The 25,265-nt window shown below is 49.7% G+C and carries 26 protein-coding genes and 2 pseudogenes; 12 read left to right on the top strand and 16 right to left on the bottom strand.

The annotated features are described in order from the left end of the window. Window positions 1-5: 5 nt before the first annotated feature. The 4 genes from ACB040_RS03475 to ACB040_RS03460 all read right to left on the bottom strand — a co-directional run bounded on the left by ACB040_RS03475 (window position 6) and on the right by ACB040_RS03460 (window position 3,808). On the bottom strand, window positions 6-1,364 hold the full coding sequence (locus tag ACB040_RS03475) for an NCS2 family permease (RefSeq protein ID WP_005355011.1): 1,359 nt from the start codon (window positions 1,362-1,364) through the stop codon (window positions 6-8). 302 nt (window positions 1,365-1,666) lie between these two features. Further along, the gene (gene cspA / locus ACB040_RS03470; RefSeq protein ID WP_005316548.1) at window positions 1,667-1,879 is read right to left on the bottom strand and encodes an RNA chaperone/antiterminator CspA; all 213 of its coding nucleotides are present in this window, start codon (window positions 1,877-1,879) and stop codon (window positions 1,667-1,669) included. A gap of 595 nt (window positions 1,880-2,474) precedes the next feature. Then, a complete protein-coding gene (yjbD, locus tag ACB040_RS03465) occupies window positions 2,475-2,759 on the bottom strand; it encodes a DUF3811 domain-containing protein (RefSeq protein ID WP_005340165.1) in 285 nt (94 codons plus the stop codon). Between the two features lie 146 nt (window positions 2,760-2,905). After that, a complete protein-coding gene (locus ACB040_RS03460) occupies window positions 2,906-3,808 on the bottom strand; it encodes a cation diffusion facilitator family transporter (protein WP_338773597.1) in 903 nt (300 codons plus the stop codon). 460 nt (window positions 3,809-4,268) lie between these two features. Between ACB040_RS03460 and ACB040_RS03455 the strand changes: the two genes are divergently transcribed. Continuing rightward, window positions 4,269-4,394, top strand: a complete 126-nt coding sequence (locus ACB040_RS03455; protein WP_019445191.1) for a hypothetical protein — start codon at window positions 4,269-4,271, stop codon at window positions 4,392-4,394. 72 nt (window positions 4,395-4,466) lie between these two features. Here the strand turns inward: ACB040_RS03455 and ACB040_RS03450 are convergent, their stop codons facing one another. After that, entirely contained in the window at window positions 4,467-5,210 is a 744-nt protein-coding gene (locus ACB040_RS03450; protein ID WP_371153436.1) for a substrate-binding periplasmic protein, read from the bottom strand. A 461-nt stretch (window positions 5,211-5,671) separates the two neighbouring features. On the opposite strand from ACB040_RS03450, the pseudogene ACB040_RS03445 reads away from it, so the two are divergent. Next, window positions 5,672-5,794: pseudogene (locus ACB040_RS03445) on the top strand (hypothetical protein); the annotation flags it as partial. Window positions 5,795-5,878: 84 nt separating this feature from the next. Further along, window positions 5,879-6,625 (top strand): DUF4113 domain-containing protein, encoded by a 747-nt coding sequence (locus tag ACB040_RS03440; protein ID WP_113725460.1) that lies wholly within the window; start codon window positions 5,879-5,881, stop codon window positions 6,623-6,625. 108 nt (window positions 6,626-6,733) lie between these two features. Here ACB040_RS03440 and ACB040_RS03435 read toward each other — a convergent pair whose 3' ends face one another. Further along, window positions 6,734-7,042, bottom strand: coding sequence for a helix-turn-helix domain-containing protein (locus ACB040_RS03435; RefSeq protein WP_047440196.1), 309 nt, complete (start codon window positions 7,040-7,042; stop codon window positions 6,734-6,736). A gap of 98 nt (window positions 7,043-7,140) precedes the next feature. On the opposite strand from ACB040_RS03435, the gene ACB040_RS03430 reads away from it, so the two are divergent. Both ACB040_RS03430 and ACB040_RS03425 read left to right on the top strand, forming a co-directional pair. Continuing rightward, a complete protein-coding gene (locus ACB040_RS03430; RefSeq protein WP_017780886.1) occupies window positions 7,141-7,611 on the top strand; it encodes a hypothetical protein in 471 nt (156 codons plus the stop codon). Between the two features lie 209 nt (window positions 7,612-7,820). Then, window positions 7,821-8,012 carry a hypothetical protein gene (locus ACB040_RS03425; RefSeq protein ID WP_017780887.1) on the top strand — a complete coding sequence of 64 codons (192 nt, stop codon included), beginning with the start codon at window positions 7,821-7,823 and terminating at the stop codon, window positions 8,010-8,012. Window positions 8,013-8,343: 331 nt separating this feature from the next. On the opposite strand, the gene tetR is transcribed toward ACB040_RS03425, so the two are convergent. Next, window positions 8,344-8,979: a tetracycline resistance transcriptional repressor TetR gene (tetR, locus tag ACB040_RS03420; RefSeq protein WP_017780888.1), complete on the bottom strand. Its 636-nt coding sequence runs from the start codon at window positions 8,977-8,979 to the stop codon at window positions 8,344-8,346. A gap of 80 nt (window positions 8,980-9,059) precedes the next feature. Between tetR and tet(E) the strand changes: the two genes are divergently transcribed. Further along, complete coding sequence (gene tet(E), locus ACB040_RS03415) at window positions 9,060-10,277, top strand: tetracycline efflux MFS transporter Tet(E) (protein ID WP_017780889.1); 1,218 nt, start codon at window positions 9,060-9,062, stop codon at window positions 10,275-10,277. Window positions 10,278-10,364: 87 nt separating this feature from the next. On the opposite strand, the gene ACB040_RS03410 is transcribed toward tet(E), so the two are convergent. From ACB040_RS03410 to ACB040_RS03370, 9 genes and pseudogenes are all read right to left on the bottom strand, one after another. Then, entirely contained in the window at window positions 10,365-11,033 is a 669-nt protein-coding gene (locus tag ACB040_RS03410) for a hypothetical protein (RefSeq protein WP_017780890.1), read from the bottom strand. A 158-nt stretch (window positions 11,034-11,191) separates the two neighbouring features. After that, window positions 11,192-11,353 (bottom strand): annotated as a pseudogene (locus ACB040_RS03405) (IS5/IS1182 family transposase); the annotation flags it as partial. Window positions 11,354-11,570: 217 nt separating this feature from the next. Beyond that, window positions 11,571-13,733 carry an AAA family ATPase gene (locus ACB040_RS03400; protein ID WP_059169362.1) on the bottom strand — a complete coding sequence of 721 codons (2,163 nt, stop codon included), beginning with the start codon at window positions 13,731-13,733 and terminating at the stop codon, window positions 11,571-11,573. After that, the gene (locus ACB040_RS03395) at window positions 13,730-14,170 is read right to left on the bottom strand and encodes a VPA1267 family protein (protein WP_017780892.1); all 441 of its coding nucleotides are present in this window, start codon (window positions 14,168-14,170) and stop codon (window positions 13,730-13,732) included. Before ACB040_RS03395 ends, ACB040_RS03400 begins: the two co-directional genes overlap by 4 nt. Beyond that, window positions 14,167-14,646, bottom strand: a complete 480-nt coding sequence (locus ACB040_RS03390; RefSeq protein ID WP_021140823.1) for a hypothetical protein — start codon at window positions 14,644-14,646, stop codon at window positions 14,167-14,169. The genes ACB040_RS03395 and ACB040_RS03390 overlap by 4 nt, the downstream gene beginning before the upstream one ends. After that, on the bottom strand, window positions 14,634-16,511 hold the full coding sequence (locus ACB040_RS03385; protein ID WP_034524358.1) for an integrase: 1,878 nt from the start codon (window positions 16,509-16,511) through the stop codon (window positions 14,634-14,636). Before ACB040_RS03385 ends, ACB040_RS03390 begins: the two co-directional genes overlap by 13 nt. A 9-nt stretch (window positions 16,512-16,520) precedes the next feature. Next, a complete protein-coding gene (locus ACB040_RS03380; RefSeq protein WP_174218922.1) occupies window positions 16,521-18,089 on the bottom strand; it encodes a site-specific integrase in 1,569 nt (522 codons plus the stop codon). Next, on the bottom strand, window positions 18,082-19,407 hold the full coding sequence (locus ACB040_RS03375; protein ID WP_043147737.1) for a site-specific integrase: 1,326 nt from the start codon (window positions 19,405-19,407) through the stop codon (window positions 18,082-18,084). The genes ACB040_RS03380 and ACB040_RS03375 overlap by 8 nt, the downstream gene beginning before the upstream one ends. A 165-nt stretch (window positions 19,408-19,572) precedes the next feature. Continuing rightward, the gene (locus ACB040_RS03370) at window positions 19,573-20,160 is read right to left on the bottom strand and encodes a single-stranded DNA-binding protein (RefSeq protein WP_335812120.1); all 588 of its coding nucleotides are present in this window, start codon (window positions 20,158-20,160) and stop codon (window positions 19,573-19,575) included. Between the two features lie 426 nt (window positions 20,161-20,586). Between ACB040_RS03370 and ACB040_RS03365 the strand changes: the two genes are divergently transcribed. The 6 genes from ACB040_RS03365 (at window position 20,587) to ACB040_RS03340 (ending at window position 25,131) form a co-directional block, all read left to right on the top strand. Then, window positions 20,587-21,234 carry a LuxR C-terminal-related transcriptional regulator gene (locus tag ACB040_RS03365; protein WP_337075726.1) on the top strand — a complete coding sequence of 216 codons (648 nt, stop codon included), beginning with the start codon at window positions 20,587-20,589 and terminating at the stop codon, window positions 21,232-21,234. Next, window positions 21,234-21,677, top strand: a complete 444-nt coding sequence (locus tag ACB040_RS03360; RefSeq protein WP_100652617.1) for a curli production assembly/transport protein CsgE — start codon at window positions 21,234-21,236, stop codon at window positions 21,675-21,677. The genes ACB040_RS03365 and ACB040_RS03360 overlap by 1 nt, the downstream gene beginning before the upstream one ends. An 11-nt stretch (window positions 21,678-21,688) precedes the next feature. Then, window positions 21,689-22,090, top strand: coding sequence for a curli assembly protein CsgF (locus tag ACB040_RS03355; protein ID WP_019445195.1), 402 nt, complete (start codon window positions 21,689-21,691; stop codon window positions 22,088-22,090). A 7-nt stretch (window positions 22,091-22,097) separates the two neighbouring features. Beyond that, entirely contained in the window at window positions 22,098-22,937 is an 840-nt protein-coding gene (locus ACB040_RS03350; RefSeq protein WP_338773599.1) for a CsgG/HfaB family protein, read from the top strand. A 186-nt stretch (window positions 22,938-23,123) separates the two neighbouring features. Beyond that, entirely contained in the window at window positions 23,124-23,645 is a 522-nt protein-coding gene (locus ACB040_RS03345; protein ID WP_338773601.1) for a curlin, read from the top strand. A 34-nt stretch (window positions 23,646-23,679) separates the two neighbouring features. Beyond that, a complete protein-coding gene (locus ACB040_RS03340) occupies window positions 23,680-25,131 on the top strand; it encodes a curlin (protein WP_042080926.1) in 1,452 nt (483 codons plus the stop codon). The last annotated feature ends 134 nt before the right edge of the window (window positions 25,132-25,265 follow it).

Raw genomic sequence — 25,265 nt, 5'->3', positions numbered from 1 at the left:
ACGGGTTAGATGGCCCAGCCACCGGCGTAGAAGACCACCAGCGCCAGGGCGATGATGACGGTGCCGACGTTCAGCTTCTTCCACTCGGCAGCGAAGATGCGGCCAACGACCAGCGCCACGAAGCCCAGCATGATGCCGGTCACGATGTTGCAGGTCAGCACGATAAAGACGGCACACAGCATGCCGGAGAGGGCATCGACCGAGTCGCTGAAGTCCAGCTTGGTGACGTTGCCCAGCATCAGCAGACCGACGTACATCAGGGCCGGTGCGGTGGCGTAAGCCGGTACCAGATAGCTGAGCGGGGAGAGGAAGATCATCAGCAGGAACAGCACGCCGACCAGCGCGGCGGTCAGGCCGGTCTTGCCACCGGCCGCGGTACCTGCTGCGGATTCGATGTAGACGGCAGCCGGAGCACCACCAACGGCGCCTGCCACCATGCTGCTGACGGAGTCGGCAGTCAGGGCCTTGCCACCGCTGATGATGTGGCCACGCTCGTTGATGAGGCCAGCCTGACCGGCCACGGCACGGATGGTGCCGGTGGCGTCAAACACGGCGGTCATCACCAGTGCCAGTACGGTCGGAATGACCACCGGATTGAGGGCGCCCAGCAGATCCATGCTGCCTACCAGCGAGCCCTTCTCGCCAGTCAGGCTCGGCATGGCGAAGAAGCCCTGCCAGGTCACTTTCGGGTCGAAGATAAGGCCGAGGATGGAGATGGCGATAATCACCATCAGGATGCCGCCCGGCACCTTGCGACGCTCCAGACCGAAGATGGCGGCCAGACCCAGCACCGTCATGATGACCGGGAAGGCGGTCACTTCACCCAGCTGAACCGGCAGACCGGCCCCTTCGTTCTTGATCACCATGCCGACGCCGTTGGTGGCGATCAGCAGCAGGAACAGACCGATACCGATGCCGGTGCCGTGAGCAATGCCGGAGGGGAGGTTATCCAGGATCCACTGGCGCACGCCAGTGACGCTGATCAGGGTAAACAGCACACCCATCAGGAAGATGGCGCCCAGCGCGACCGGAATGCTCAGTCCCTGACCCAGCACCAGACTGAAGGCGGTAAAGGCGGTGAGGGAGATGGCGCAACCGATAGCCATCGGCAGCTTTGCCCACAGGCCCATCAGCAGGGAGCCGAAGGCGGCGATCAAACAGGTGGCAACAAACACCGGGCCCTGCTCAAAGCCGGCGGCACCCAGCATGTTCGGCACCACTATGATGCTGTAAACCATCGCCAGGAAGGTGGTCAGCCCCGCGACCAGCTCCTGACGCACGCTGCTGCCGCGCGCAGAAATGGAAAAATAAGAGTCCAGAAAGCCGCCAGTCCCTGTTTGGGCGGCCATATCTTGCTTTGCCATAACTAATCCTGAAAGTGTGAAGGAAATCGTTTGCGTTGGTGGCGCGCAAAATAGCAAGAATTCGCGGCAAATACAGCGGATAACCGGACTTTTTCGTCACTATTTTACATTTTGAGTCCATTCGGAGCTCATTCTAAGACTCAAGCGGTGAGAGCGTGTAAGGGAGGGATCAAGCGGTTGGGAAGGGTAGGTCTGTGAGGAAAAGCGGGGAAAAACAAAAAACCCGCCTAAGCGGGTTTTTTTAATTCTTGCAGAGCGGTCAGCAGTTGGCATGAGCCATCAGCAGCATGCTCCGGCTTGAATTACAGACCAACTACGTTGGCAGCAGCCGGGCCTTTCTGGCCTTGCTCGATGGTGAACTCAACGCGCTGACCTTCGTCCAGGGTTTTGAAGCTGGTGGACTGGATAGCGGAGAAGTGTACGAACACGTCTTTGCTGCCGTCAGCCGGGGAGATGAAACCAAAACCTTTCTCAGCGTTGAAGAACTTAACGGTACCAGTCATTTTGTTAGACATAATAATTTCCTTAAATAGTGTTGAATGCCACCTAAATGGCAATTTTTGATTTTTCGTCAGCAATACGTATGGGGAGCACTAAAGAAGGAGAATTATTTGATAAGAATTATCCGAGGATAACGCTTATGCTAATCACTGCTTTACTAAAATGACTGCCTAACATAATCAGGTCTGAACTGCCGAACCATCGAGAAAGATTAAAACACGCTCTCATTTTTAAAGCAAACTTTATCTCGATATTAATGTTTTGTAACAGCCAAAAATATCATTTTTTATAGTAAACATGATGCATTTCAACGGCATAGAAAAATCCGTGCAGACTCATATCACCCTGTATCAAGTCAGATTCGGCTTTTTTGTCCTGACTATGTAGCCAGTTCTGGCAAAAAATATGAGAAAAAATGAAAAGCTGGCGATAGATGGGGATTGTCAGTTGGCGTTCTCTCTAACTCACAATGTAAATCACTTCTTTGCTGCTGCGATTAGCTTCTGAGCGGCAAATCAATGGCAGCGCCAAATCTGGCGCATCGAGCATCGCCCAGACATGCAAACGCCCGCTGGCACCAAGTGCCAGCGGGCGTTTTGCAAGAAGGGATCAGCGCTTGCTGCGAAACTTGTTGCTGACCGAATCAATCCAGCTGAAGGTTTCCGGCAGTACCTGATTCTTGGCGCGCTCTTTGGCTTTCTCGCGAGCCAGCTTGGAGGCTGCCTTGGCCGCTTCGGCGCGGTCGGCCACAATTTTCAGGCGACCCTCTTCGCGGATCTTGTTCCGCTCTCCGTTGGTCAGCTGGTGGTCTGCATTGGCTTGTGCCTTTTGCAATAACAAGGCTATCTCGGCTTTTTCGGCCTCGGTCAGATCTTTCATTTCCAGCTTTTTCACGGCGCGCTCCTGCGGCAGGGTGGTTAGACACCCTAACACAGTTGTGCCGATCACTTCTTATGCAATCGGCTTTCCGGCAGTAAAAATGCGGGTTTGTGCCAACTTTCCGTTATTTCGCTGCCACTTTCCCGCCTGTTTGCCACATTTCAATTTATAGCGAGCGGTGAGGGCAGCTCTTGCTCCTCCGGCTCGACGTGGATCAGCACGATGGCGTGGGGCAACTGCGCGATGATGGCGTGTTCGATGCGATCACAGATATCGTGGGCTTCGCCGATGCTCATCTCAGGGGGCAGGGTGAGGTGGAAGTCGATATGGCGACGACGACCGGCACGACGGCTGCGCAGATCGTGAAAACCGCTGGCGGCAGGGCAGCATTCGGTGATGATGCGGCTGGTCATCGCCAGCTCTTCCGGGCTCATGCTCTGGTCGATCAGCGGCTGGAAGGCCTCGTTGAGCATGCTGATCGCCTCTCTGACAATAAAGATGGCGACCGCAATGGCGACCAGCGGGTCGAGGATGGCGAGAGAATGGCCGAACAGACCGGCCAGCCAGATCCCGCCAAGACCGACTGCGACCCCGGCTGAAGTGAGCACATCCGCCTTGAGATGGAGCGCATCGGCCGCCAGGGCGACCGACTCCTCCTCTCGGGCCACCTTGTAGAGGTAGGCTGAGACGCCGCTGTTGACCAGCGCCGAGATCACCATCACCAGCACGCCCCAGCCAATGCTTTCAATCGGGCTGGGGGTGAGCAGCTTGTCGACGGCTTCGAAGATGATCCAGCCCGCGGCCAGCAAGATAAGCAGTGCTTCGATGACGCCGGAGACATTTTCAATCTTGTCGTGACCATAGGGGTGGCGTTCATCGGGCGGGAGATCGGACTTTTTCACCGCGAACAGGGCGATCAGGGCCGCCACCAGATCCATGGCGGAGTGGATCGCCTCCGAGATGATACTGACCGAGCCGCTGGCGAAACCGGCCACCATTTTCATGATGATCAGACTGATATTGGAGCAGACCGACACCATGGCGGCTCTGGTTTTTCTGTTCATGTCACAGCTTCCTGAATAAAACGGATATTTCGGTGCGGCGCGCATTATATCCGGCTGACCGGAAATAACCTATTCGGTGTTGTAACCTGATGTTTCCGGTGATATTGCGAATGCTTATTAAAATGGTGGCCTCTTGAACGGCAATAAATAATGAGAGGGATTTATATTTATCCGTGAAAATATCTAGCCTACGATGGGTTAATATAAGCGTGACAGCATTTAATAATGCGAATTACTCTTTTTTGGTCTTTCCTGTCGAGGTTGTTTGGCCTCCCCGCTCAAGGGGCTGTGCGCGACATTTTTTGGACGAGAATGAGGCTGGATCCGGATGCCGCTGGAGGGTATGCTGGGTCTGGTGATGGTCTTGCACCATCCCACCAAGCGTACTGAAGTTGATGATTCGGATGGCATGCTGGCTCCCATGAGGAACCAACTGTCTGGGTAACATTTTTGGAGTTTGATGATGAGTAACAAAGAACATCACAACGGCAAAGATGCCAAGAAAAAACCGCAGATGTCACTGAAAGAGAAACGCGAAGCCAAACGTCAGAAAGCAGAACTGAAAAACGGCAGCGCAATGAAGTAACGCTCCCCTACTGCTGTTCCTTCGGAGCCAGTACAAAGCCAGCCCTTACCGGCTGGCTTTTATGTTTGTGGCTCACGGCGTGGCGCCGTAAGCCGCGAAAATCTGGTGATAACGACCATCCTGACGCATCGCCTCAAGGCGCTTATCAAACAGATTGCGGGCATCGGCCGTTCGGAAGGCAAAGTGATAGACAGTGGGCGGGAAGAGGTCTGCTTGCCTGACCTGATTGCGCTCGTAGTGCTCGCCTGCCTGGGCGGTGGCAATCAGCTGGTCGAGGTAGTAGTAGAACACCCGCTCTTCCAGTACCACTGCATCGACCCTGCCGCGCATCAGCTGATGTACCTGCACCTGCTGCTTGGCTACCTCCTCATAGTGGGGATTCTGGTTGACCATGGTGGCGAATGCGCCCCCCAGAATGATCCTTGCCCGTTGAAAGGCTGTGACCCGTTTTGAATGCAGGTCGTCCAGAGTACTGATGTGGGTGCTGCGCAGGGTGAAGATCCGGTTATGGAAGGTGATAACGGGCTGGGTCAGAACGTGAGGATCAACCATACCGGGTCTGACGTTGATGATGGCATCCAGCTTTCCTGACTCGAACAGGCGGAAGGTACGCTCCAGCGGCAGAAATTCAAAGCTGGGCTCATAGCCGCTGCCAGCGAACGCCTCTTTCAGCAGATCCAGCTCAATGCCGCGATTCTCGCCTTCGATGACATAAGGGGGAATGGCAAAGCTGACCCCGACCTTGAGTGGCTTTGCCTGCAATTGGCCGGAGAGCATGCTGGTCAGCATTAGCAATAAAGGGGTGAGCAGTTTCATTGCACTTTTCACAAAGCGTTCCTGTGGAGAATATCCATCACTGTAGGGGAGGCAGCCATAAAACGTCTTATCCCTTTCGGGGCTGAGTGCATAAAAAAAGACCCTGAGTTATCAGGGCCTTTTCAATATTCTGTTCTTAGGATGGTAATACATGTAAAAAATCGCTGCTGAGTGAGTGACTGAGTGAGTGGCAATGAATTTTTTACTATATATTTCAATGCATAACACCTTTTCTTACACTTCTGGTTGCTCACCTTAAAATGACACTTTTTAAAGATATGTAAGAAAAGGTATGAAAATGCGTGTTCATACCTGTTTATTCTTACACTTTTTGGTTGTCCTCACCAGAACCCTCACCACATGAGCCTTACCAGCTCAAAAGAGAGAACCACGCACCGAGTTGCTGAGTGACCTTCTCGCAAAGCTGTTCGCACCCGTCCCGGTAAACAGACGAAGCTTTTGCTGAGCTGAGTGAGAGTTGGGCGGGTGACCTAGTGGCATATGGACGCCAGATCCGGGAGCGGGTACAGCAGTGGACAGGGCTGACGGTCGGTGTTGGTATCGGCCCCACTAAAACCCTAGCCAAACTCGCCAACTATGCCGCAAAAAAATGGCCCGCCACCGGAGGGGTGGTCGATCTGCGCGATGAAACACGCCGCGCCAAACTGATGGCGATCACCCCGGTAGACGAGGTCTGGGGAATTGGTCGCAAACTCACCACCAAGCTGTCAGCTCAGGGCATCAACACCGTGGCTGATCTGGTAGCGGCTGATGCTAAGAGTCTTCGGCACCGTTACGGGGTCGTTGTCGAGCGCACGGTGCAGGAGCTGTGCGGGATCCCCTGCGCCGAGCTGGAGCAACTGGCACAGGCCAAGCAACAGATAATTTGCAGCCGATCCTTTGGGGAGCGCATCACCGCCTTCGGCCCCATGCGGGAGGCTCTCGCTGGCTACATGGAGCGGGCAGCTGAGAAACTCAGGACAGAGGGCATGTGCTGCCGCCATGTCACAGTATTCATTCGTTCGAGCCCGTTTGCGGAGCGGGAAACACATTATGCCAACCAGATCTCCATGCTGTTGCCGATACCCACAGCCGACACCCGTGAGTTGCTAGCCCAGATCGAGCCGCTGCTGAGCAGGATCTGGTTGGATGATGTTCGCTATATGAAGGGCGGCGTCATGCTGGCGGACTTCTCCCCGAAAGGCATGCAGCAAGGGGGTCTATTCGGCAGCGAACAGCAGGATCCCCGTAGCGATGCACTCATGCAGGTGATCGATAGGATTAACCAGGGGCGGTTGGGAAAGGTCTACTTTGCATCCCGAGGCCGAGATACCAGCGAATGGATGATGAAACGCGAACAACTCAGCCCCCGCTATACCACCAGTATCAAAGGGATCCCGGTGGTGAAGGCATGAGCACAACCATGAAAGTTAACCTCCTCTCCTAGCTACAAACCACTATCAATGCGTTGCAAACTTCTGGTGGTCAATCCGCAACATGAGCAGGTATCTTACTTAGCGGTATCACCGTTTATTTTCACGTAGCTTAAAGAGAAGATCTAACTTTTCATCCTCATCAAGTTGCTCAAATAGACAAACCAATTCCGCACTAAGATCATCTTCGCAAAAAAAATAACTCAGCGGCTTTCCCAGTACATTGGCAAGTTTTCGCATTGTATCAATGTCTGGAACGTGGCGACCTCTCTCATAGTGATTCATGCGACCACTAGCAGAACTATCATCCATACCGGCCCTTACCCCAAGCTCCTTTTGGGATATACCTGCTTTTTTACGCGCCTGCTTGAGTCTCTCTGGGAATGGGTTTTTGTACAATGTTTGTTCATCACAAAGTTCTCATATGTATAGATTGTCTAAGTTTCACCTGTCTCTGTATACTTAGCAATCCTAAGTGTTGTGGTTGTGGAAATTTTATGCAGAATAAAAATGTTTACAAAATCAGTAACAAGTTTTATCAAGTTTTACTCAAAATGACTGGTCTAAAAATAAGCAGGAAAGAGCTGATACGATTGGCTATGGAGGTCAATGACTTGGCTGTGTATCAGGCATCAGGCTTGGTTGACCGCCATGTATATAGCTTGAAAAAACAGGATGCAGTGAAAGCTAATGGGCCAAAAAATAATCGGCATTATATTTTTTCAGATGATCTTCTGGGCAGTTTACAAGCATCAATCAAAGGCGATAATTATGATCTAGCAAGTGAGTTGAGGTCTCTGGAAGAAGAGCTTCTGTTGACTCGTTATGAGTTACAAGCCTACCGCGAGATACTTGAAAAACTACCTCAAGAGAAGCAAAAAATTACTTGTTTGCATAAAAATGCATCAGAAAAAATCTACCGGTTGAATGGGAAAATTAGAGCGGTAAGTCAATTGGTGATGATGTAATTAAAAGGTATAAATGAAAGAGGCGTTTTATCGAAAAGAAGCATACCTGAGTCGGCCATAGCGCAAGAAGCGATGCCGCCAACGGAAGGCGGTGGCCAATAGATACTGTGTTCCTAGGCGGCTTATTGATTTGAACAAATTATGTGCATTTTGTGCTGAGCTACTAATGAAAATACCTGCTGTTACGGCTCAACGATAAGGATGACCCGATGCAGAATCTTGTATTGAGGAAAGCAACGCATGAAGATATGGACGACATACTGCGTTTGCAAATTCCCGTGTTCAAGGGAGAGCAGGGGATCCCTGACGAATTGATCCCTATTCCAGCTGAAAAATCGCCACAATGGTGGTGTGCAATTATGAACTCCACAATTGTTGGTGCCGTTGCAGCCTGGAAATAATGCGATGAAACTCATTGGGGGCGATTTGCAACAATGCAAAATTTCAGAGGGTATCAAATAGGTTCTAGCTTGGCTCGGTTTTCACTGCACGAACTTTTCGCACAATCTGTAGATGAAATCCATATGGATGCAAGAGATATCATCGTTAAGACCTTAAACCGAATGGGTGGCTTAGTTGTGGGAGACTCAATGCCATTTTATCGAGGGACGGTGACACCCATGATATTAACCAGAAGTGGTTTAATATTTAATAGATAAAATACTGACGATACATGTATATATTTGAAAACACTATCCATAACTATAAATTAGAGTTGACACATAGATAGCATCATTTATTACCATCCTCAATGGGTGTATGCTTTTTTTCATCTAACTGTGCAGAAAATCCAAATATTAATGATTTCAGCCCGAAATGGAAGGCCATTTCAGCAGAGGTTCTCGCCTGAATATTAAATGCCTCTTGTAATAATGGTGGTGCAGCGTCTATCACATGATTATTTTCTATCTGGTTTGTTGCTTGCTCCTCTAATACTGCACCCAACGTAAAATGGCTGATAGATTGCAGAATGAAAAGAGCCTCCTCGACCGAAAACCCTGCATCGCATAGACAGCGTAGTTGCGCCTCTGCTTGTTCAAACTGGGGGGGCGTAGGAGAGGTCCCTATATGCAATCGGGCTCCATCACGATGGACCAGTAATGCTTTACGGAAACTCAGAGCATTTTCCTGGAGAAACTGCTGCCAACTCTCAGTCGGTAACGGTGCTGAACGGGTGTGATGCTTCGCCAGTATTGCCTCTGAAAGCATGTTCATAAGAGTCTGCTTGTTGCGCACGTGCCAATACAGAGTCGGTTGCTCAATTTTTAGGGACTGCGCCAGCTTACGCGTAGTCAAGCCCTCTAGCCCTTCGCTGTCCAGCAGGGTGAGCGCCATTGAAATTACGTCGTCCAAGCTTAGTCGTGCCATCACTATCTCCTTTTGCTGTTGACAATCTATCACTGATAGAGTTATTTTTCAAACCCTATCATCGATAGAGAACGTTAACTATGAACCGCACTGTGATGATGGCACTGGTCATCATTTTTTTAGATGCTATGGGGATTGGCATAATTATGCCTGTCTTGCCGGCGTTATTACGGGAGTTTGTTGGAAAGGCTAATGTTGCAGAGAACTACGGTGTTTTATTGGCGCTGTATGCAATGATGCAAGTGATTTTTGCCCCTCTTCTCGGCCGCTGGTCAGATCGCATAGGTCGTCGCCCTGTATTGTTACTTTCACTTTTAGGTGCAACACTGGACTACGCATTAATGGCAACAGCCAGCGTAGTGTGGGTGTTGTATTTGGGACGCTTAATTGCTGGTATTACCGGTGCGACTGGAGCTGTTGCAGCCTCAACAATTGCCGATGTCACACCTGAGGAATCCAGGACACATTGGTTTGGTATGATGGGTGCCTGTTTTGGTGGCGGTATGATTGCTGGACCAGTCATTGGTGGTTTTGCCGGTCAACTTTCGGTACAGGCACCGTTTATGTTCGCTGCTGCTATTAACGGGCTGGCATTTCTGGTCTCCCTATTCATTTTACATGAGACCCATAATGCTAATCAGGTTAGTGACGAGTTAAAGAATGAAACAATCAATGAAACCACATCCTCCATACGCGAGATGATCTCCCCATTATCGGGATTGTTAGTTGTCTTTTTCATCATTCAATTGATTGGCCAAATCCCCGCAACATTATGGGTTTTATTCGGAGAAGAGCGCTTCGCATGGGATGGCGTAATGGTCGGTGTTTCATTGGCTGTGTTCGGGCTGACACACGCACTGTTTCAAGGACTTGCTGCTGGTTTTATCGCTAAACATTTGGGAGAACGGAAAGCTATAGCGGTTGGCATTTTGGCTGACGGTTGTGGCCTATTTTTATTGGCGGTCATTACACAAAGCTGGATGGTTTGGCCGGTTTTGCTGTTACTAGCTTGTGGTGGCATCACACTTCCCGCCTTGCAGGGAATTATATCTGTTCGTGTCGGTCAGGTAGCACAGGGACAATTACAAGGGGTGCTGACCAGTTTGACCCACCTGACAGGTGTAATCGGTCCACTTGTTTTTGCATTTTTGTATAGTGCAACCCGCGAAACGTGGAATGGATGGGTATGGATAATTGGCTGCGGATTATATGTAGTTGCATTGATTATACTGAGGTTTTTCCATCCAGGTAGGGTAATCCACCCGATAAATAAGAGCGATGTACAGCAGAGAATTTGAGCAACAATGCTGTACAGCACCGTAAATTCTGGCGCCCTACTCGGTGGATAGAGGTGAGCTGGTAGGTGGGTCTGGGATTGCGATCCATTAATCATCCTTTGGCAGCAACCGAGATAGGCCCACTTGAGCCGGTAGTTCCCCGATGACCTCAATCTTCCAACCCGTCATATTGGCCCGACACATGTGATAATGGTGCGCGATGTTGGCCTGCGCTTGCAAGGCGTGACGGGCTTTATCTAGTGCCTCAGTTGCATTGATGCCAATGCGGTTTAGCAGGAGTTCAACGCGGGTCTCCAGTTGCCTGCGTTCATGGGGGGAGAGTACCCCGGCCATTACCTTTGGCGCTACGTAAAGGCGGGCGTCGTCTTGCGAAATAGTCTTCAAGACACCGCGAGCGTACTCATTGGCGAGAGTGACCTCCTGGGCCATGTATTTGTGCATGAGGTGACCCTCTTCGAGGCGCATGATCACCTCGTTGACGTTGTAGTGACTGTGTTCCTCCAGATAGTCACGGACAAGGAGCTTATGGGCCAGCGCGATGACATCAGCCCGCTCGATATCGTTAGTGAGCCGAAGGCGTAATTCGGTTGCGCTGGCTAATTTGCCCATCGCGGCAGAAAGCAGACGACCACGTTGCGCCTGACCGGGGGACTCATCGCGACCGATAACTCCGGTTGGCAGGAATTTATCGGCTATCTCGCGGCTGACGGTGACGCGAATGCGGCTATTTTCCACGGTGAGGGTTTGATGCTTCATGTTACTGCTCCTGAGTCTGTCCGATGCCCGCGCCCACGGGGCCATGCCTATCATAATTGCGAGAGGCCTTTCGTGGGTAATTACACTGACTTGACCACTTACTTTGCACCCAGCCTTTTTAGAGAAGGTTCTTATGGCTGGATTTGCATCAGTGGTTAGGGGTGACGGCCATTGCCGACCTTGGGATAGATGGGCGTAATGATGACCAGCATCCAGGGCCAGGGAAGCAGTTACTCTATTCAAGAGAGGAAAACTTCTTTACGGGTCTGGCGGCGTTTGCTGTTGAACTCGTAATCAGCGAAGGTCAATTGATGACTCACGTTGGAGTTCGTTCTTGGTACAAAAGAGACTCTGGTGGTACTATGTCAAGGCCTTGTAAGGTATTGATTTTTAAGGTTCTAGCCCTTCCGATCGCTCAGCTACGGGCACATCTTGCTACGCAAGAGCACGGAATAAGCCGTGGACAACGCTGCGCGTTGACGCACCGCTTATCTCCGCTTGTACCCGTAGTCGCTCCCCAAGGGAATCAATCTCCTCTCATTTCTTCAACAGATCACGCAGATAGCTGTTCCGGTTATGGGCATTGCTGGGCGCTTTGGTGATGGCTGCAAACTCAGCTGTGCTGCCCACGATATGGACCTCATGCTCGGCCCTGGTTATTGCGGTATAGAGCCAGGCCCTGTCAACGATCCTCCCCTTTTGCAGCGCGATGATGATGCGTGGGAACTGCGAACCCTGAGCTTTATGGAGTGTGATGCAGTAGCCCAGCCTCATACAGTCCAGCAGGGATTGGGTGACATACACGCTCTCGCCTGTGTCCAGTTCAACCACTCCGTAGTCATCTCCAGCCCCGACAGCGCGAGTTAGCGTTCCGAGCGAGCCATTTTGAATGCCTTTCTCGTAATTGTTCTGAGTGAAGAGGATCACATCTCCTTGGCGCAAATCGTTGCGGCGGTAGGTTTCGCCATACATCTCAAATATCATCCGAGCACCATCAGGGTTGACGGCCTCCTGAATAAGATTATTGATCTCCGCCACCATAGCGGTGGTCGCACCTACCACTCGGCTGTTCTCGGGGGATTGCTGATATAACTCGGCACAGACTTGGGCGATCCTCTCTTTGGATGTTTCGTGGAAATAGACGTTACCCATGCTCAAGTGCTCCGGTATGAGACCTTGATTGACCTGCATAGAGTATTCAGGAATGCCTGTGGCTCCCTTCTGGCGTTTAACGATGTCCAGGGTCACGTTCGCAATGGCCTGTGATGCAACGATATCGGCTAGCACCTTGCCACATCCTATCGGAGGTAGCTGGTTTGGGTCACCCGTGAATATGATCCGCACGGTGGGGTGCAGATGGTTGGTGAGCCGATACATGGTGGGCAGGTCGATCATGGATGCTTCATCGATTACCAGCAGATGGCTGGGAAACCCATCAGATGGTTCTATGGGCTCTTGCCGCAACAAGGCGGAAATGGTCATCGTCCTAAAGCCTATCGACTCGTATAGGCGCATTGCTGCGCGTCCAGAAAGGGCGACAGCATGCACCTCAAAGCCCATTTTGCCATAGGCCCGCAGTGCCGTTCTGAGCACTGTGGTTTTGCCAGTTCCTGCGCCCCCCGTGATGCAACTCACCGCATTGTTTAGCGCGGTGAGCACCGCTTCATTTTGCATCGCGGTCAATTCATAGGGCAGCTCATTAACCGCTGCGAGAAACGCAGCATTGGTGGACTCATCGTAACGATTTTGCTGTTTAGCAAGTTTCAACAGCCGCTTGGCAACAACAGTCTCCATCAGCAATTGTGCGGTAGGGTGATAGGTGCCTGCTTCATGGTTCAGCACATACTGGGCTTGGTGGTAACCAGCCTTGAATGCTTGTGCTGCCAACTCGCCGTCACCAAGCAATTTGGTCAGCAGGGGGCGAAGCCTGGCCTGCGTGGTGTAGGTGTGGCCTTTTTCCACTTCCGCGTGGATGGCGAACTCTAGGGCGGCACTCAGTCTCTTCGGATCTTTTAGTTCTACCTCAAACTTCGTTTGAGAAAGGGTATCCACTTCTTCAAACTCCATTCCGAAGCCGACCAACAAGTAGGGATTATCTTTGATTGCTTCAACGGATCCTTCGCCATGGAACTTCAATAGGCGCTGCTGAATGGACGAGGGGATCCGACACTCTGCCATCCAATTGCAGTGGCTCAGATTTTTGTATTTTGCATAGCCGTTGAACAGGGCATTAATAGATACATCACTCAGAATACCCTTGAGGCGCTCTCTGGACTCTGGTGTGTCGGTGCGCAGGGTGGTGTGAAATTGCTCACCGAGTAGTTGCCATAACGCCCTGGCTTTACCGAGGCCAATTCCCTTGAAATCAGGCTCCTTGGCAATGAACTGGATCAGCTGCTCACCTGTCTCTGGCAGGGTGCATATTACGTGCTCAGGTGATTCATAGGTGTGTTGCCGCATAACAACGTCACCAACCTCAACCCTCTCAATGAGGGGCTTTCCATGGACTGTCCATTGCTGGCCCTGTGACGGTTGTGCCGGAAGGGTGTCAGGCCGCGCCTTAATGGTCACATAGTATTTGCCGTCCCTAATCTGGCTGGTGTCGCCATGGAGTGGGATACCAGAGAAGATCACGTAGCCGGATGAGCTATATGGGATACTGGTGACACGAATTTGCTCGGAATGCAGGGATTGGATCATCGTGGCAAGATCCCCATTTCAGCCAATGTCTCAGATAGCTCACCAAAGCGCTCAAGTTTGGTTTTTAGTTCTTTGAGTTGCGCTTTCAGCTCAATGTTTTCCTGCTCCAATGTCGATACACGTTTCGCATCGAGTTGGCGTCGATGAGCCGTAGGGTCATAAGTCTTAGGGTTATCGGAACTGGCTTTGGCCTGAGCGGTTAACGGTGGCAGCACCCCTTGTGTTCTTAAACCGTCCTCTAATTGTTGTAATTGTCTGCGCAGCTCAGGATTCTGGGCCAAGGCAGAGCGGCCACAGCCAATGGCCTTGGCGATTTCACCTCGGCTGAGATTGCCTCTGTGAATTATCTGCCGGTAGCTCTCGTCAGTTTGTGTTGCCGTCCATAGCTCAAACGTCCTGACGAACTCCTTGGCTTTCTCCGCACAGCTCCCCATCATTGACCTCCTGTTCGGCGTTTAACTTCTATAAGCGGCTTTCCAAGCATATCCTGTAATTTTTTTAGATCGGCACTATCTGTTGGGAAGTTATCAATTGATGTCATTCTGACACCATGCATGTAAGCATTATATTGCCATACTATGAAACGCTGTTTGTATGCATCATTCAAACTATTTAATCTGGCCAATTCATTCTCTAAAAGAGCAACCTTTTTTATAAGATACTCAAGCGTTACATCACGCTCTTTGGTAGGCTCAGGTTGAGAAAAAAGTTCTTTTAAAAATGTCTTTCTTCGCGAGTATGCATCTTGAATATCTTTGTAAGAGGATAATGATTGACGTTGGACGCCACCTTTAACATCAATCATTATGGCAACTTTTTTACAGAGCAAGTCCCAAGTTAACTTTCCTTCCCAAGTATTAATTAGACCTAGTATATTAGGCAGATTTTTTTCTGTGATAACTATTTTAGGCATAACAAATCACCCATAATATTAAAAGCTTTAGAATCGATAGAGTCAGGCGATTGAACTTCAATATTAAGTCCCTTCTCTAAAAGAACAACCTTGGCTGGCGATGGATCATATACATCAGGAATACGAATGGGGGTGCCATCAAGAACATTTTCATCCTCTAATAGCCGGATCTTTGTTCTAATATGAGCAAGTCGCCAACCGTGTGAGCTAACCCAGCGGTCAGCACCAAAGGCCCCCATTTTATGGCTTTGCTGTGCTTTTTCGAGTTGAGCTGCCACTTGAACTTCTCGTACTTTCAACAGCTCCAATGAGCTACGGAAGCCTTTGATACAGACCAATTCTTTGCAGGTTTCACAGTCACCGTTTCGCTGACATGGAATCATGGCAAAATCATGCTCACACACGCCTAGCTCTGTTACTATCGCTGCACCAGTAAGGTTCTTTCCGATTTCCTCGAAACTAATTGGAAGGTTACATTTTATTTTGTCCAACGTGTTTGCATTTTCAGGGATAGTAATAACTGCAATTGCATTGGACTTTTCTTCTTCTGTGCGATGATCATAGCTGGCATTATCAGCAACTCTTGCTCTCCCTGCCCAGTTTGCAAGCGTCAATTCATCCATCCCACCCCGTTCAGCTTTGGTACTTAGCCAATGCCTAGCTTGATGGGATGTTATATCGGGTTGTGAGCCATCCTCTCGTAATATGTTATGTTTCTTCCAAAGGAGGCCTCCTTTTCTGGCCTCAGACCTAGAAATCCTTGCATTAATTATGTTCACCGTAGGTAAAACAAACGAGTGTTGAATAACATCATGTTCCGCATGTAACTCACGGTCTCTATATAGTAACAAAGCCTCTGAGGCCTTAACTTTTTTTGCGTTATCAACAAAAGGCCAGTTAACCAATTTACTGATATACGCCATACTCCCATTGTTATCTGGATGCGTTTCTGCATACATCGCTGCCTCCCGTGCAGGCATGCTAATTTTTTTCAATCGTTCGATAGCTTCCAAAGCTACATCTTGCATGACAGTAGGAACCCATTTAATCCCTTCGTTGCCATTTTTGGCAGGCACCCAACGTATTCCAAGTTTAAGTTCTCCACTGCGATTCTCCTCCCATACAGTACAATCTATAGGCAATGAGAATAACTCAGAGCATCGGGATGGCGCTTGCATGAGCAATGCTATTACAGAAGTAAAATATTCTGCTTCAATACCTAATGAAGGCGCGTCATGAAATAACTTAGCAAATAACATCATATCCTCTTCTGAGGGCAATTTATTTTTACGATGTTCTTTTCCATTCTCATCAAGTTGAATAATTAAATCTTTTACTTTTTGATATGGATTTGACCACCCAGGAAGACTCGGTGTTATAAAATTGTCACGGCAGAAATTAAGAAGAAGCTCCATTTGATAGCCCGCTTTATTTCGACCTGCCAGATTTGATATGCGTCTATTAAAGATATCGCCTAGCCTTTCTAAAACTAGGCCATCGAGCATCAGAATATCTGCTTTATGTTTTGATTGAATCAATGCTTCTTCAAGTATTCGAATAGCTTCGAAATGTCTGTGAAGATTTGTTATGGGTTTTAATGCGTAAATGTAGCGAATGTATGCTTTTGCAAAATCAATAAATGGTGCACCTAGGGGAGAGAAACTATAGGAAGTTGATGGCTCTAAATTTGTGGAGAAACGGGCAACAACACGGCGAGTATTGTGAAAAGTGTGCCATAAATTATGATCCCAGCAATCTTCACCGAAAACAGTTAATTTGTTTTTGCTACTTTGAATGAACTTTTCTAGGTTCGCTTCTGAATTCAGTTCTATCGCAGGCTTAAAATGAAAAATGTTACTGTCCACTGATTATCCTCATGCTCGTTGTTGTTTCAGTTCAAAGCATTTCTGCACAACCCATTCAACTGCTAAAATTAGCCTATCTTTTGTTGCCGCGTACTCTTCACTTTTTGTCGTTTTCAACCTTACCTCTTTCTCCGCATATAGATGGGATAAGAATTTCTCGTGAGGAGCATCTAATAATGGTCTGAATTTTTCACAAGTGTAACAACTTTCATACCCCTTAATGCAAAAGTCATTGGTGCCGCATGCTCCTACGATATCGTTATCCTTGTTTGGTATGCGAGCAGCAAGGTCATGTCCTCGCTCACCCTGCTCTAAGTCAACGATAATGCGACCTAGGAATGCATTAGCAAAGGGAGCCAGTTGTTTACCAATAGCCTTGTCAATATAGGTCACGGTATCTGCGGTATTTTCTGTATAGACCTTAACATTTTGTGTATCGTTGTGATCCAATGCCTCCGCTATGATCAACGGCCCCAAACCTTTTCGACCAAGGTTTGTTCCTCTTGTATGACGAAACCGCCGAGCCGTTATATGAATATAGTCTCCTGTTCTTTCAGAAATAGCTTTTTGTTTTCTTTGGAAATTTTTTAGCAGGTGATTTCTTAGATCTATTGATGACATATTGAAAATGTCAGTTTCTAATAACTCATCAGTCAATGATGTTCTTTGCGCCGCTAACTCAAAAACCATTTCCCAATCAATAAATAATGGGATTTTTGTTGCTTGAGAAGCAGTCAATTTTATTGAGAATTTTGATTCAAACTTCTTTGTTTCATCTCTAATTAAATTACGCAACGTTAGATAGAGCTCTTCCGTAATTGGAAATTTTTTAAAAGAGAAACGGAACCCACCACCGCGCTGCTTTGCTCTCGGTATATTGAGGTAAAAATTTGTCACATTCTTACTGTGATCATGTTCTTTAAATAAATCGGCAGCCTTTATTTGTCGTAACTGTGTGGGGCGTCTAGCTGTAGCTTGCAATAAGCTCACATATGCATAGCATTGAAATGAGATATAGTTATCCCTGAATAAGCGAATAAGTTCATGATTTAATGCAAGTACCTCATTGTTAGTAAAGGCACCTGTTTCAGGGCAACGATTAGCAACAGATACTCCTTTCTTGTTTCCTGATAGAGTTAGTATTTCTAGTGTTTTCACCATCTCTGTTGTTACACCATAATAGCCATATTCATTCCAGCTAACAAGAAAGCCACGGAGTGAACCTAAGTACCATTCATGACTTTTATCAAGCATTGCTCGCCAATTGAGTAATACATCCTCATCTAGTTTTTTGAATCTAGTGTCTCGCAATAGTCGTTGGAAGCGTAGATACATATTGGATGTATGGTGTGCTGATTGTTCTTCAGCATAGGTTGCTAGTGTTTTTTTAAATCCATCTAGCAGTTTTGGTTCCATAGATAAAACATCCGGCATGAATGCAATGCTGACATCTTTATTCAACATCCAGCGCTCTGAGTGAAAATCAAAGCTGTAACCATCTTTTGATACTAATTTTTTTGAGCTAAACCTTGATGGGAAATCGTCATTTTCTTCCTCAATGTAATCATATTTATTCATTTGTACCCTCTATTCTTTGAGATTCAATAAGTTGTCTCTGTAGTTCTTCTTGCTCTTCGAGTACGAGCTTGTTTGTTTTTTTGCGAATATGACGTTCAACATATGGTTTGGCAGAACTTTCTGATGTGTGCCCCATTTGATGCATTCGGCTTTTTGCTTCTTCACTAGGTGAAATAAACGTACGGTTGTTGTTCGGGTCTTTAGATAGAACATTGTTCTTGTCAATTATTTCTGAGAACCACTGGTTCCAGTTATGCCTAAAATAATGTGGGTGTATTGATTTGAACCGCTCATCTACAGATTTCATTGTTGGCACGATGATACTATCAAATGTACTGGTCGAGATTGGCAGTCCTTGCGTTTTTCCCTTCCTATGTGTAACAAACAAATATGGATGCTTGTTCGCGTTAGGAGTCTTTGCTCGTATATTTATGATGTAGTCATCAATGAGGGCCGCAGTTTCATCTCTAATTCGCAACATTCTTTCTTTCGTTTTTGCTACAGGCTGATTTTTGCGAGGATCATATATGTCATCATGGTGACGTTTTACCCATATGAATTTATTTGGCCCGTGAAGCATTAAAAAATTCGATTCAATAGATAGTGAGAGTAACTCACCTCTCCGTATGCCTAGTTCTTTTAAAAGTAAAAACATAAGATGATTTCGTTTTTTTGTCGAAGCATGTTTGAATGGATTCTTTGGATGGTCGAATTGTGCCACAGCCATAAATTCCTCAATTAATCCATCAGGCAAATCTTTACCATCCAGTTTGTCTACAACATTCTTACCTTTGCCTTTAGGGCGAACATCCAGTATGCGCTTATTCATACTGTTAATTTCTGTGAGTAGTTTAGTGCTATTACAGTTCTGTACAGCTACTCTAGCAATGAAATCTAAATAACCTGCAATAGCTGTCACTCGATTGTAAATGTTGTTACGTCCCACAGTGGGGGTGACACTGATTAGTCTTGGGGTATTAAATAAATCAATGACCTTATCTCTGGTTTTTTTACTTTTAGCTAAGCCTTTGACATGAGAAATATCATGACTGAGATGTTCTTTGATGTTGTCAATGTCAGTGTCGCTAAGAAACTTACCTTTCTGAAACTCGGAGAACAGGTCTCTGTGTTTATTTTCTTCCCATTGAAGAAACCACTTTAATGCACCTAGGCGATTTGAAATGGTATTCACCGACAAGCTGCTACGAAGTTTTGTTGTCACCCAGAGGGTGGCAAGAAAATGAGGCATACCATCATTGCCCATTAAGACAGGGTAACGTTCACCATTTGCAAAAATCAATCTATCTAGCTTATACACTGTGCATCCTAATCTTACATTTTCCTCATACATAAAGTTATAGTGCTGAAAATCGCGATGGCAAGTGAAATGCAAAAATAAAAAAAACCCAGCATTTCTGCTGGGTTGCTTTGCACTCAAGATGGTGAAAGTGATTTATTCTTACACTTTCATCTTTTACAAGATCTAGAACGGGATATCGTCGTCGAAATCCATCGGCGGCTCGTTATATACCGGTGGCGCAGATTGCGGCTGCTGGGCAGGACGGCCATAACCGCCTTGCGGCTGCATGTTCTGCTGTGGTGCCGGTGCCGGGCGCGGCTGATTCATCGGCTGCTGGGCAGGCATGCTCTGCTGCGGCTGACCCCAGTTACCCTGGGATTGGCCACCCATGTTCTGGCCCATACCCTGACCGCCTTGCGGACGGCCACCCAGCATCTGCATCACGCCAGTGAAGCTGTCGACCAGCACTTCAGTGGTGTAGCGCTCCTGGCCGCTCTGATCCTGCCATTTGCGGGTTTGCAGTTTACCTTCGACATAGACTTGGGAGCCCTTCTTCAGGTACTCGCCAGCCACTTCGGCCAGCTTGCCCATGAAGACGACGCGGTGCCATTCGGTACGCTCTTTCTGCTCACCGGTCTGCTTGTCGCGCCAGGTTTCGGAGGTAGCCAGAGTAATGTTGGTCACAGCACCGCCACTCGGCATGTAGCGTACTTCCGGGTCTTGCCCGAGGTTACCGATCAGAATGACTTTATTGATGCCTCGACTGGCCATAATCTATCTTCCACCTTATTTACCGGCCAGGTCGAAACCTGGTCCAACACGACTAGATACCTGATGAGTTGCTGTGTGCGGGGCGCAATGCCCCGCAGACGCATGTGACGGTCATAGTAACAGTTGCGAAGCGGATTGGCAGCATCCTTAACCGGCTTGATGTGCCAAAGGCAACTGTTGGCTCCTGCTGTAGTGATGGTCGGGTTGCAGCTGTTTCCGGCGCGTCCGGCATCACATTTCTGCCATATATTCCTGTTATGCTGGCCGATTGGCGAATTGGAATAGGTTTTTAAATCGACTAAAAACATATGGTTACGATATTTATGAGATCCATTCTCATACTTTTTTAATATTGTGCTCCCATACCTCCTTGGTAGACTCAGTCGGCCAGATTAGGTGGTTTACAGGTTCAAGGAAGAGCACACTATGAAAGCCGCATGCCCGATCGCACTGGTCACTGAAAATAATGTGCAGGCCAGCACATTTGCTGCATACCTCATCTCTCATTTGAGCCGCCCCGTCCAGCTAATCCACGAGATTAATCAGCTAGATAACCAGTGTGACGGCACGCTGTTTCTCATCGATCTCGACTATATCCGCTCTGGCCAGTCACTGGGCTGGAACCGGGCGATCTCCGAACGCTTTGGCATGGCGACCACTGTGCTGCTCAATGCTCCCACTGCGACGGATCGCGACCTGCTGCTGATGTGGCCGCAGATCTGCGGTCTGTTTTTCCGTCAGGATCCGCTCGACAGACTGCTTGCCGGGTTGCAGAAAATCCTGTTGGGCGAGTACTGGATGCCGCGTCACCTGCTGTGCGAGCTGGTCGAATACTATCGCCAGGGCAACAGTTATCTGCTGCGTAACGACACTCTGCTGACCGCCAGAGAGCAGGAGATCATCCGTTATCTGATGACGGGCGCCTCCAATGTCGAGATCGCCGACAGCCTGTTTGTCAGCGAACACACCGTCAAATCCCACCTCTATAACGTCTTTAAAAAGCTGAATGTGAAGAACCGGATCCAGGCGGTGAGCTGGGCCAAAGAGTATCTCGATGCTCCGGACTCTCACTGATGAAAGCGCTCTCTGTGGCGTGTTGCCTTGCGCTGCTCTGGGGCTGCACGAGCGTTGTGGCGGGCGAGGCTGATGCACCGCTGGAGTCGGTACAGCCGGAGCAGGAGAGTGATCGGCTGGATGTGGATGGTCTGGTGCTGGACCGCACTTTTACCCGTTTCGGTCAGGGCTTTTATAACGAATTTACCCGGTTGCGCAGTGATGAAGACCCGGATGCCAGAGAAAATCTGACGATTCATGAGCGCCCGACAGCCCGCTGGGGCAGCCTGATCTGGATCACCCATAACCGGAAGGTGATTTTTAAAACCGCGCTCTCTCCCGGCCGCAATCAGCAGGAGCAGAGCGCCAAACTGGCTTGGTCACAGGTCAGGCAGACCCTCGAACAGCAGAAGATCGCGACCCTGTTCATGGATACCTTCGATTTGGAACATGATGAACTATAAGGATATTTCTCATGCGTGCCCGGTTATGGCTAGTTGCAGCCCTGATAGCGCCAACGCTCCATGCGTCGGAGCTTGTCTATCGCCCCGTCAACCCCAGCTTTGGGGGTAACCCTCTCAACAGCAGTCATCTGCTTGGCACCGCCAATGCGCAGAATGATTACAAGGATCCCGCCAGTGGCAGCGGTAGCAGCGGCACCTCGGCGCTGGATCGCTTGACCTCCAACCTGCAATCCCGCCTGATCAGCCAGCTGCTGGCCGATATCGGCAAGGATGGCAGCCAGAGCGGCAGTCTGGTGACCGATGATTTTGCCATCAATGTGGTGGATGAAGATGGCACTCTGGTGGTTTCAATCACCGACCGGGTGACCAACCAGACCACCATGATCGAAGTGAATGGTCTGATTGCTGACTGAGGGCGCGATGAAACGACAACTGTTATTGATAGTGCCCCTGCTTGCGCTGGCTGGCTGTGCGACCCATATCGGCTCACCCGTTGCCGATGAGAAGGCAACCCTGATGCCGCGATCCGTCTCTTACAAGGAGCTGATCAGTCTGCCCAAGCCAAAAGGGAAAATTGTCGCGGCCGTCTACGATTTTCGCGATCAGACCGGTCAGTACCTGCCTGCACCGGCGTCCAACTTCTCCACGGCGGTCACCCAGGGTGGGGTGGCCATGCTGAGCACGGCCTTGTGGGATTCCCAATGGTTTGTGCCACTGGAGCGAGAGGGGCTGCAGAACCTGCTGACCGAACGCAAGATTGTACGGGCGGCCCAGAACAAGCCCAATGTTCCCGGCAACAATGCCAATCAATTGCCCTCGCTGGTCGCCGCCAACATCCTGATCGAGGGGGGGATCGTCGCCTATGACAGCAATGTGCGAACCGGCGGGGCGGGGGCCAAGTATTTCGGCATCGGTGCCAGCGGGGAGTACCGGGTCGATCAGGTGACGGTCAATCTGCGCGCCGTCGATATCCGTACAGGCCGGATCCTGAACAGTGTCACCACCTCCAAGACCGTATTGTCGCAACAGGTGCAGGCCGGGGTATTCCGTTTCGTCGAGTACAAGCGCCTGCTGGAGGCCGAGGCCGGTTTCAGTACCAATGAACCGGTACAGATGTGTGTCATGTCGGCTATCGAGTCCGGGGTGATCCGGCTAATAGCCAATGGCGTGCGAGACAATCTGTGGCAACTGGCTGACCAGCGGGATATCGACAATCCGATCCTGCAGGAGTACCTGCAAGACAATGCCCCGCTGCTTTGAGTTTTCCCGCTCGCGCAATGCCCTCCCTGGTGGAGGGCATTTTTTTGGCCTCCATCGAATACGAATTAAGACTTTCTGCTCAGCGACAGGGCGGCGCTTTTCATCCTCGAATCAGCGGAGTGCCTGATAGGCCGCCTCTGGTCTGACAGGGATACTGTGGGCGTTTTCCAACAAGGCGATGGCGCGATGAAACACCTGTTGAGTGCTCTCTTTTTTCTGCTGATATCGGGCGCCCCGCAACTCGCCGCAGAGCCTGCCGCCTTCGACGAGCTGGCGATGGCAAGCGAGCTGGATTCCGGTCTGCAGAACGATGGGAATCAGGCGCTGTTGTGGCAACTCGGTAGCGAGCAGCAACTGCACCTCACCCAGCAAGGGGAGTTGAATCAGGCGCGTCTGCTGCAACAGGGTTGGGCCAATGAGTTGGCACTCTCCCAGGTGGGAGATGAGAACTGGGTCAATGGTGCGCAACTGGGCGAGGGCAATAGCGCCGAGCTCTATCAGGCGGGCATCAATAACCGGATTTGGCTGCTGCAACAAGGCAGCGGCAATGAAGCCTGGATCAGTCAGCAAGGGGCAGACAATCAGGCCCGGGCGATCCAGCTGGGTGATGGCAATCAGGCCAGCATTGAGCAAAACGGGTATGGATTGGCGGCAACCGTTATTCAGACGGGAGCCAATCAGCAAGTAAATGTCGTTCAAACCAACTGAGCCTAGGCTCAACCATTAGCACGAGAGGGAAATCATGTTTAAACGTACCATCATTGCCTCGGCAGTTCTTCTGGCGACCAGCACCGCTTGGGCGGCATCTACTGGTAACCAGGCTACGGTGAACCAGGCCCTGAGCGGCAATAACGCCACCATTAACCAGGTAGTGGGAAGCGTCGATAACAAGGCGAGCATCGATCAAGCTGGTAACAACAACACAGCTGTTACCACGCAAAAGAATACCGGCCAGTCAGATGCCGATACTCGGCAGGTAGGTGACAGTAACGAGGGTTACATCTTGCAACAAGGTGACACTAACCTCTCCAAAGCCTCCATCGATACAAAGGGGAACGACAACTTTGCTGATGTGATTCAGCAATTTGAGAATGGCGGTGCGGTTGCCGGGGTTGTGCAGGATGGGGATCGCAACGACGCCAAGATCAAGCAAGATAATGGTGACTTAGCTGACTCCAGGATCACTCAAATCTCGGATGATAATCGGGCTGTCATTGACAACCAGATATCCGATTTCGCTCGGGCGAGTGTACAGCAGCTAGAAGGTGGGGCTCACCAGGCTGACGTGACCCAGACAGCGGCTGATGGAGCCAACGCCGAAGTGGTACAACGTGGAGAGAGCAATATCACCAAGGTGCTGCAGGCAACCGGTAACTATGACTATGCACCGGCGGAAGGAACATCTGCAGTGGTGACTCAGAGTGGTTCTTTGAACAATGCAGATGTCACTCAATACGATAGTGCCAACGTAGCGACTGTTGAGCAAAGTGGAACCGGCGGTAAGGTGGTGACCCTGCAAAAAGGATCTGATGCCGGGGAGGGCAACCACCTGCTGGCCAAACAGTCTGGAACCGGGGAGCTTGCTGACCTGACACAGGATGGTAATCGCAACCGGATTGAGACCGACCAGCAAGGTACTGGCAATGATGCCTTGATCAACCAGACCGGTGATGACAACAAGGCTGTGGTCAACCAGTTAGCCAGCAGTACCGATGGTGTGGTCACCATTGATCAGGTAGGCAATGACAACTATGCCAATGCAGTGCAAGAGGAGGGTAGTCGCAACAAGGTCGATATTGACCAGAACGGCACTGGCAACCAGGTTGCCGCCGCGCGTGGCGTGGAGGGTAAAGGAGCCTGGACCTGGGGCTCGGACAACGAGCTGGTCGTTGCTCAGAAAGGCACTGACAACTGGGCCTATGCCGATGCGTCTCACTCTGAGTCTGTGGTCAAAGTGAGCCAGGATGGTGAGCTGAACAATGCCAAGGTTGAGTCCTACTTGGGTAGCAAGAACAAACTCACCGTGACCCAGAACGGCGCTGAGCACGAGGCTAATGTCTACGTCAATGCTGGGGTTGGTGGGGGGCGCAACACCGTTGATGTGGTGCAAAACGATAGCTTAAATACTGCCAATGTGACCGTATTGGGCAGCGATAACCATGCCTATGTCTATCAAGGGGCTGGTAGCAACTGATGGTCATCTCCGGATTCAGGGGCCTGCGGGCCCCTCTTTTATTGGTGCTGCTCTGTGGGTTGATGCTGGTTCATCGCGTCGCGTCCCCAACAAGCGCCAGGGAAAACGAGAGGGAGCCCGATCCGTCGATCTGC

It is taken from the genome of Aeromonas sp. S11(2024) (genome assembly GCF_041402345.1).
Classification (GTDB): Bacteria; Pseudomonadota; Gammaproteobacteria; order Enterobacterales; family Aeromonadaceae; genus Aeromonas; species Aeromonas veronii.
The sequence above is the reverse complement of the archived record's forward strand: the minus strand, read 5'-3'. Positions and strand labels throughout refer to the sequence as shown.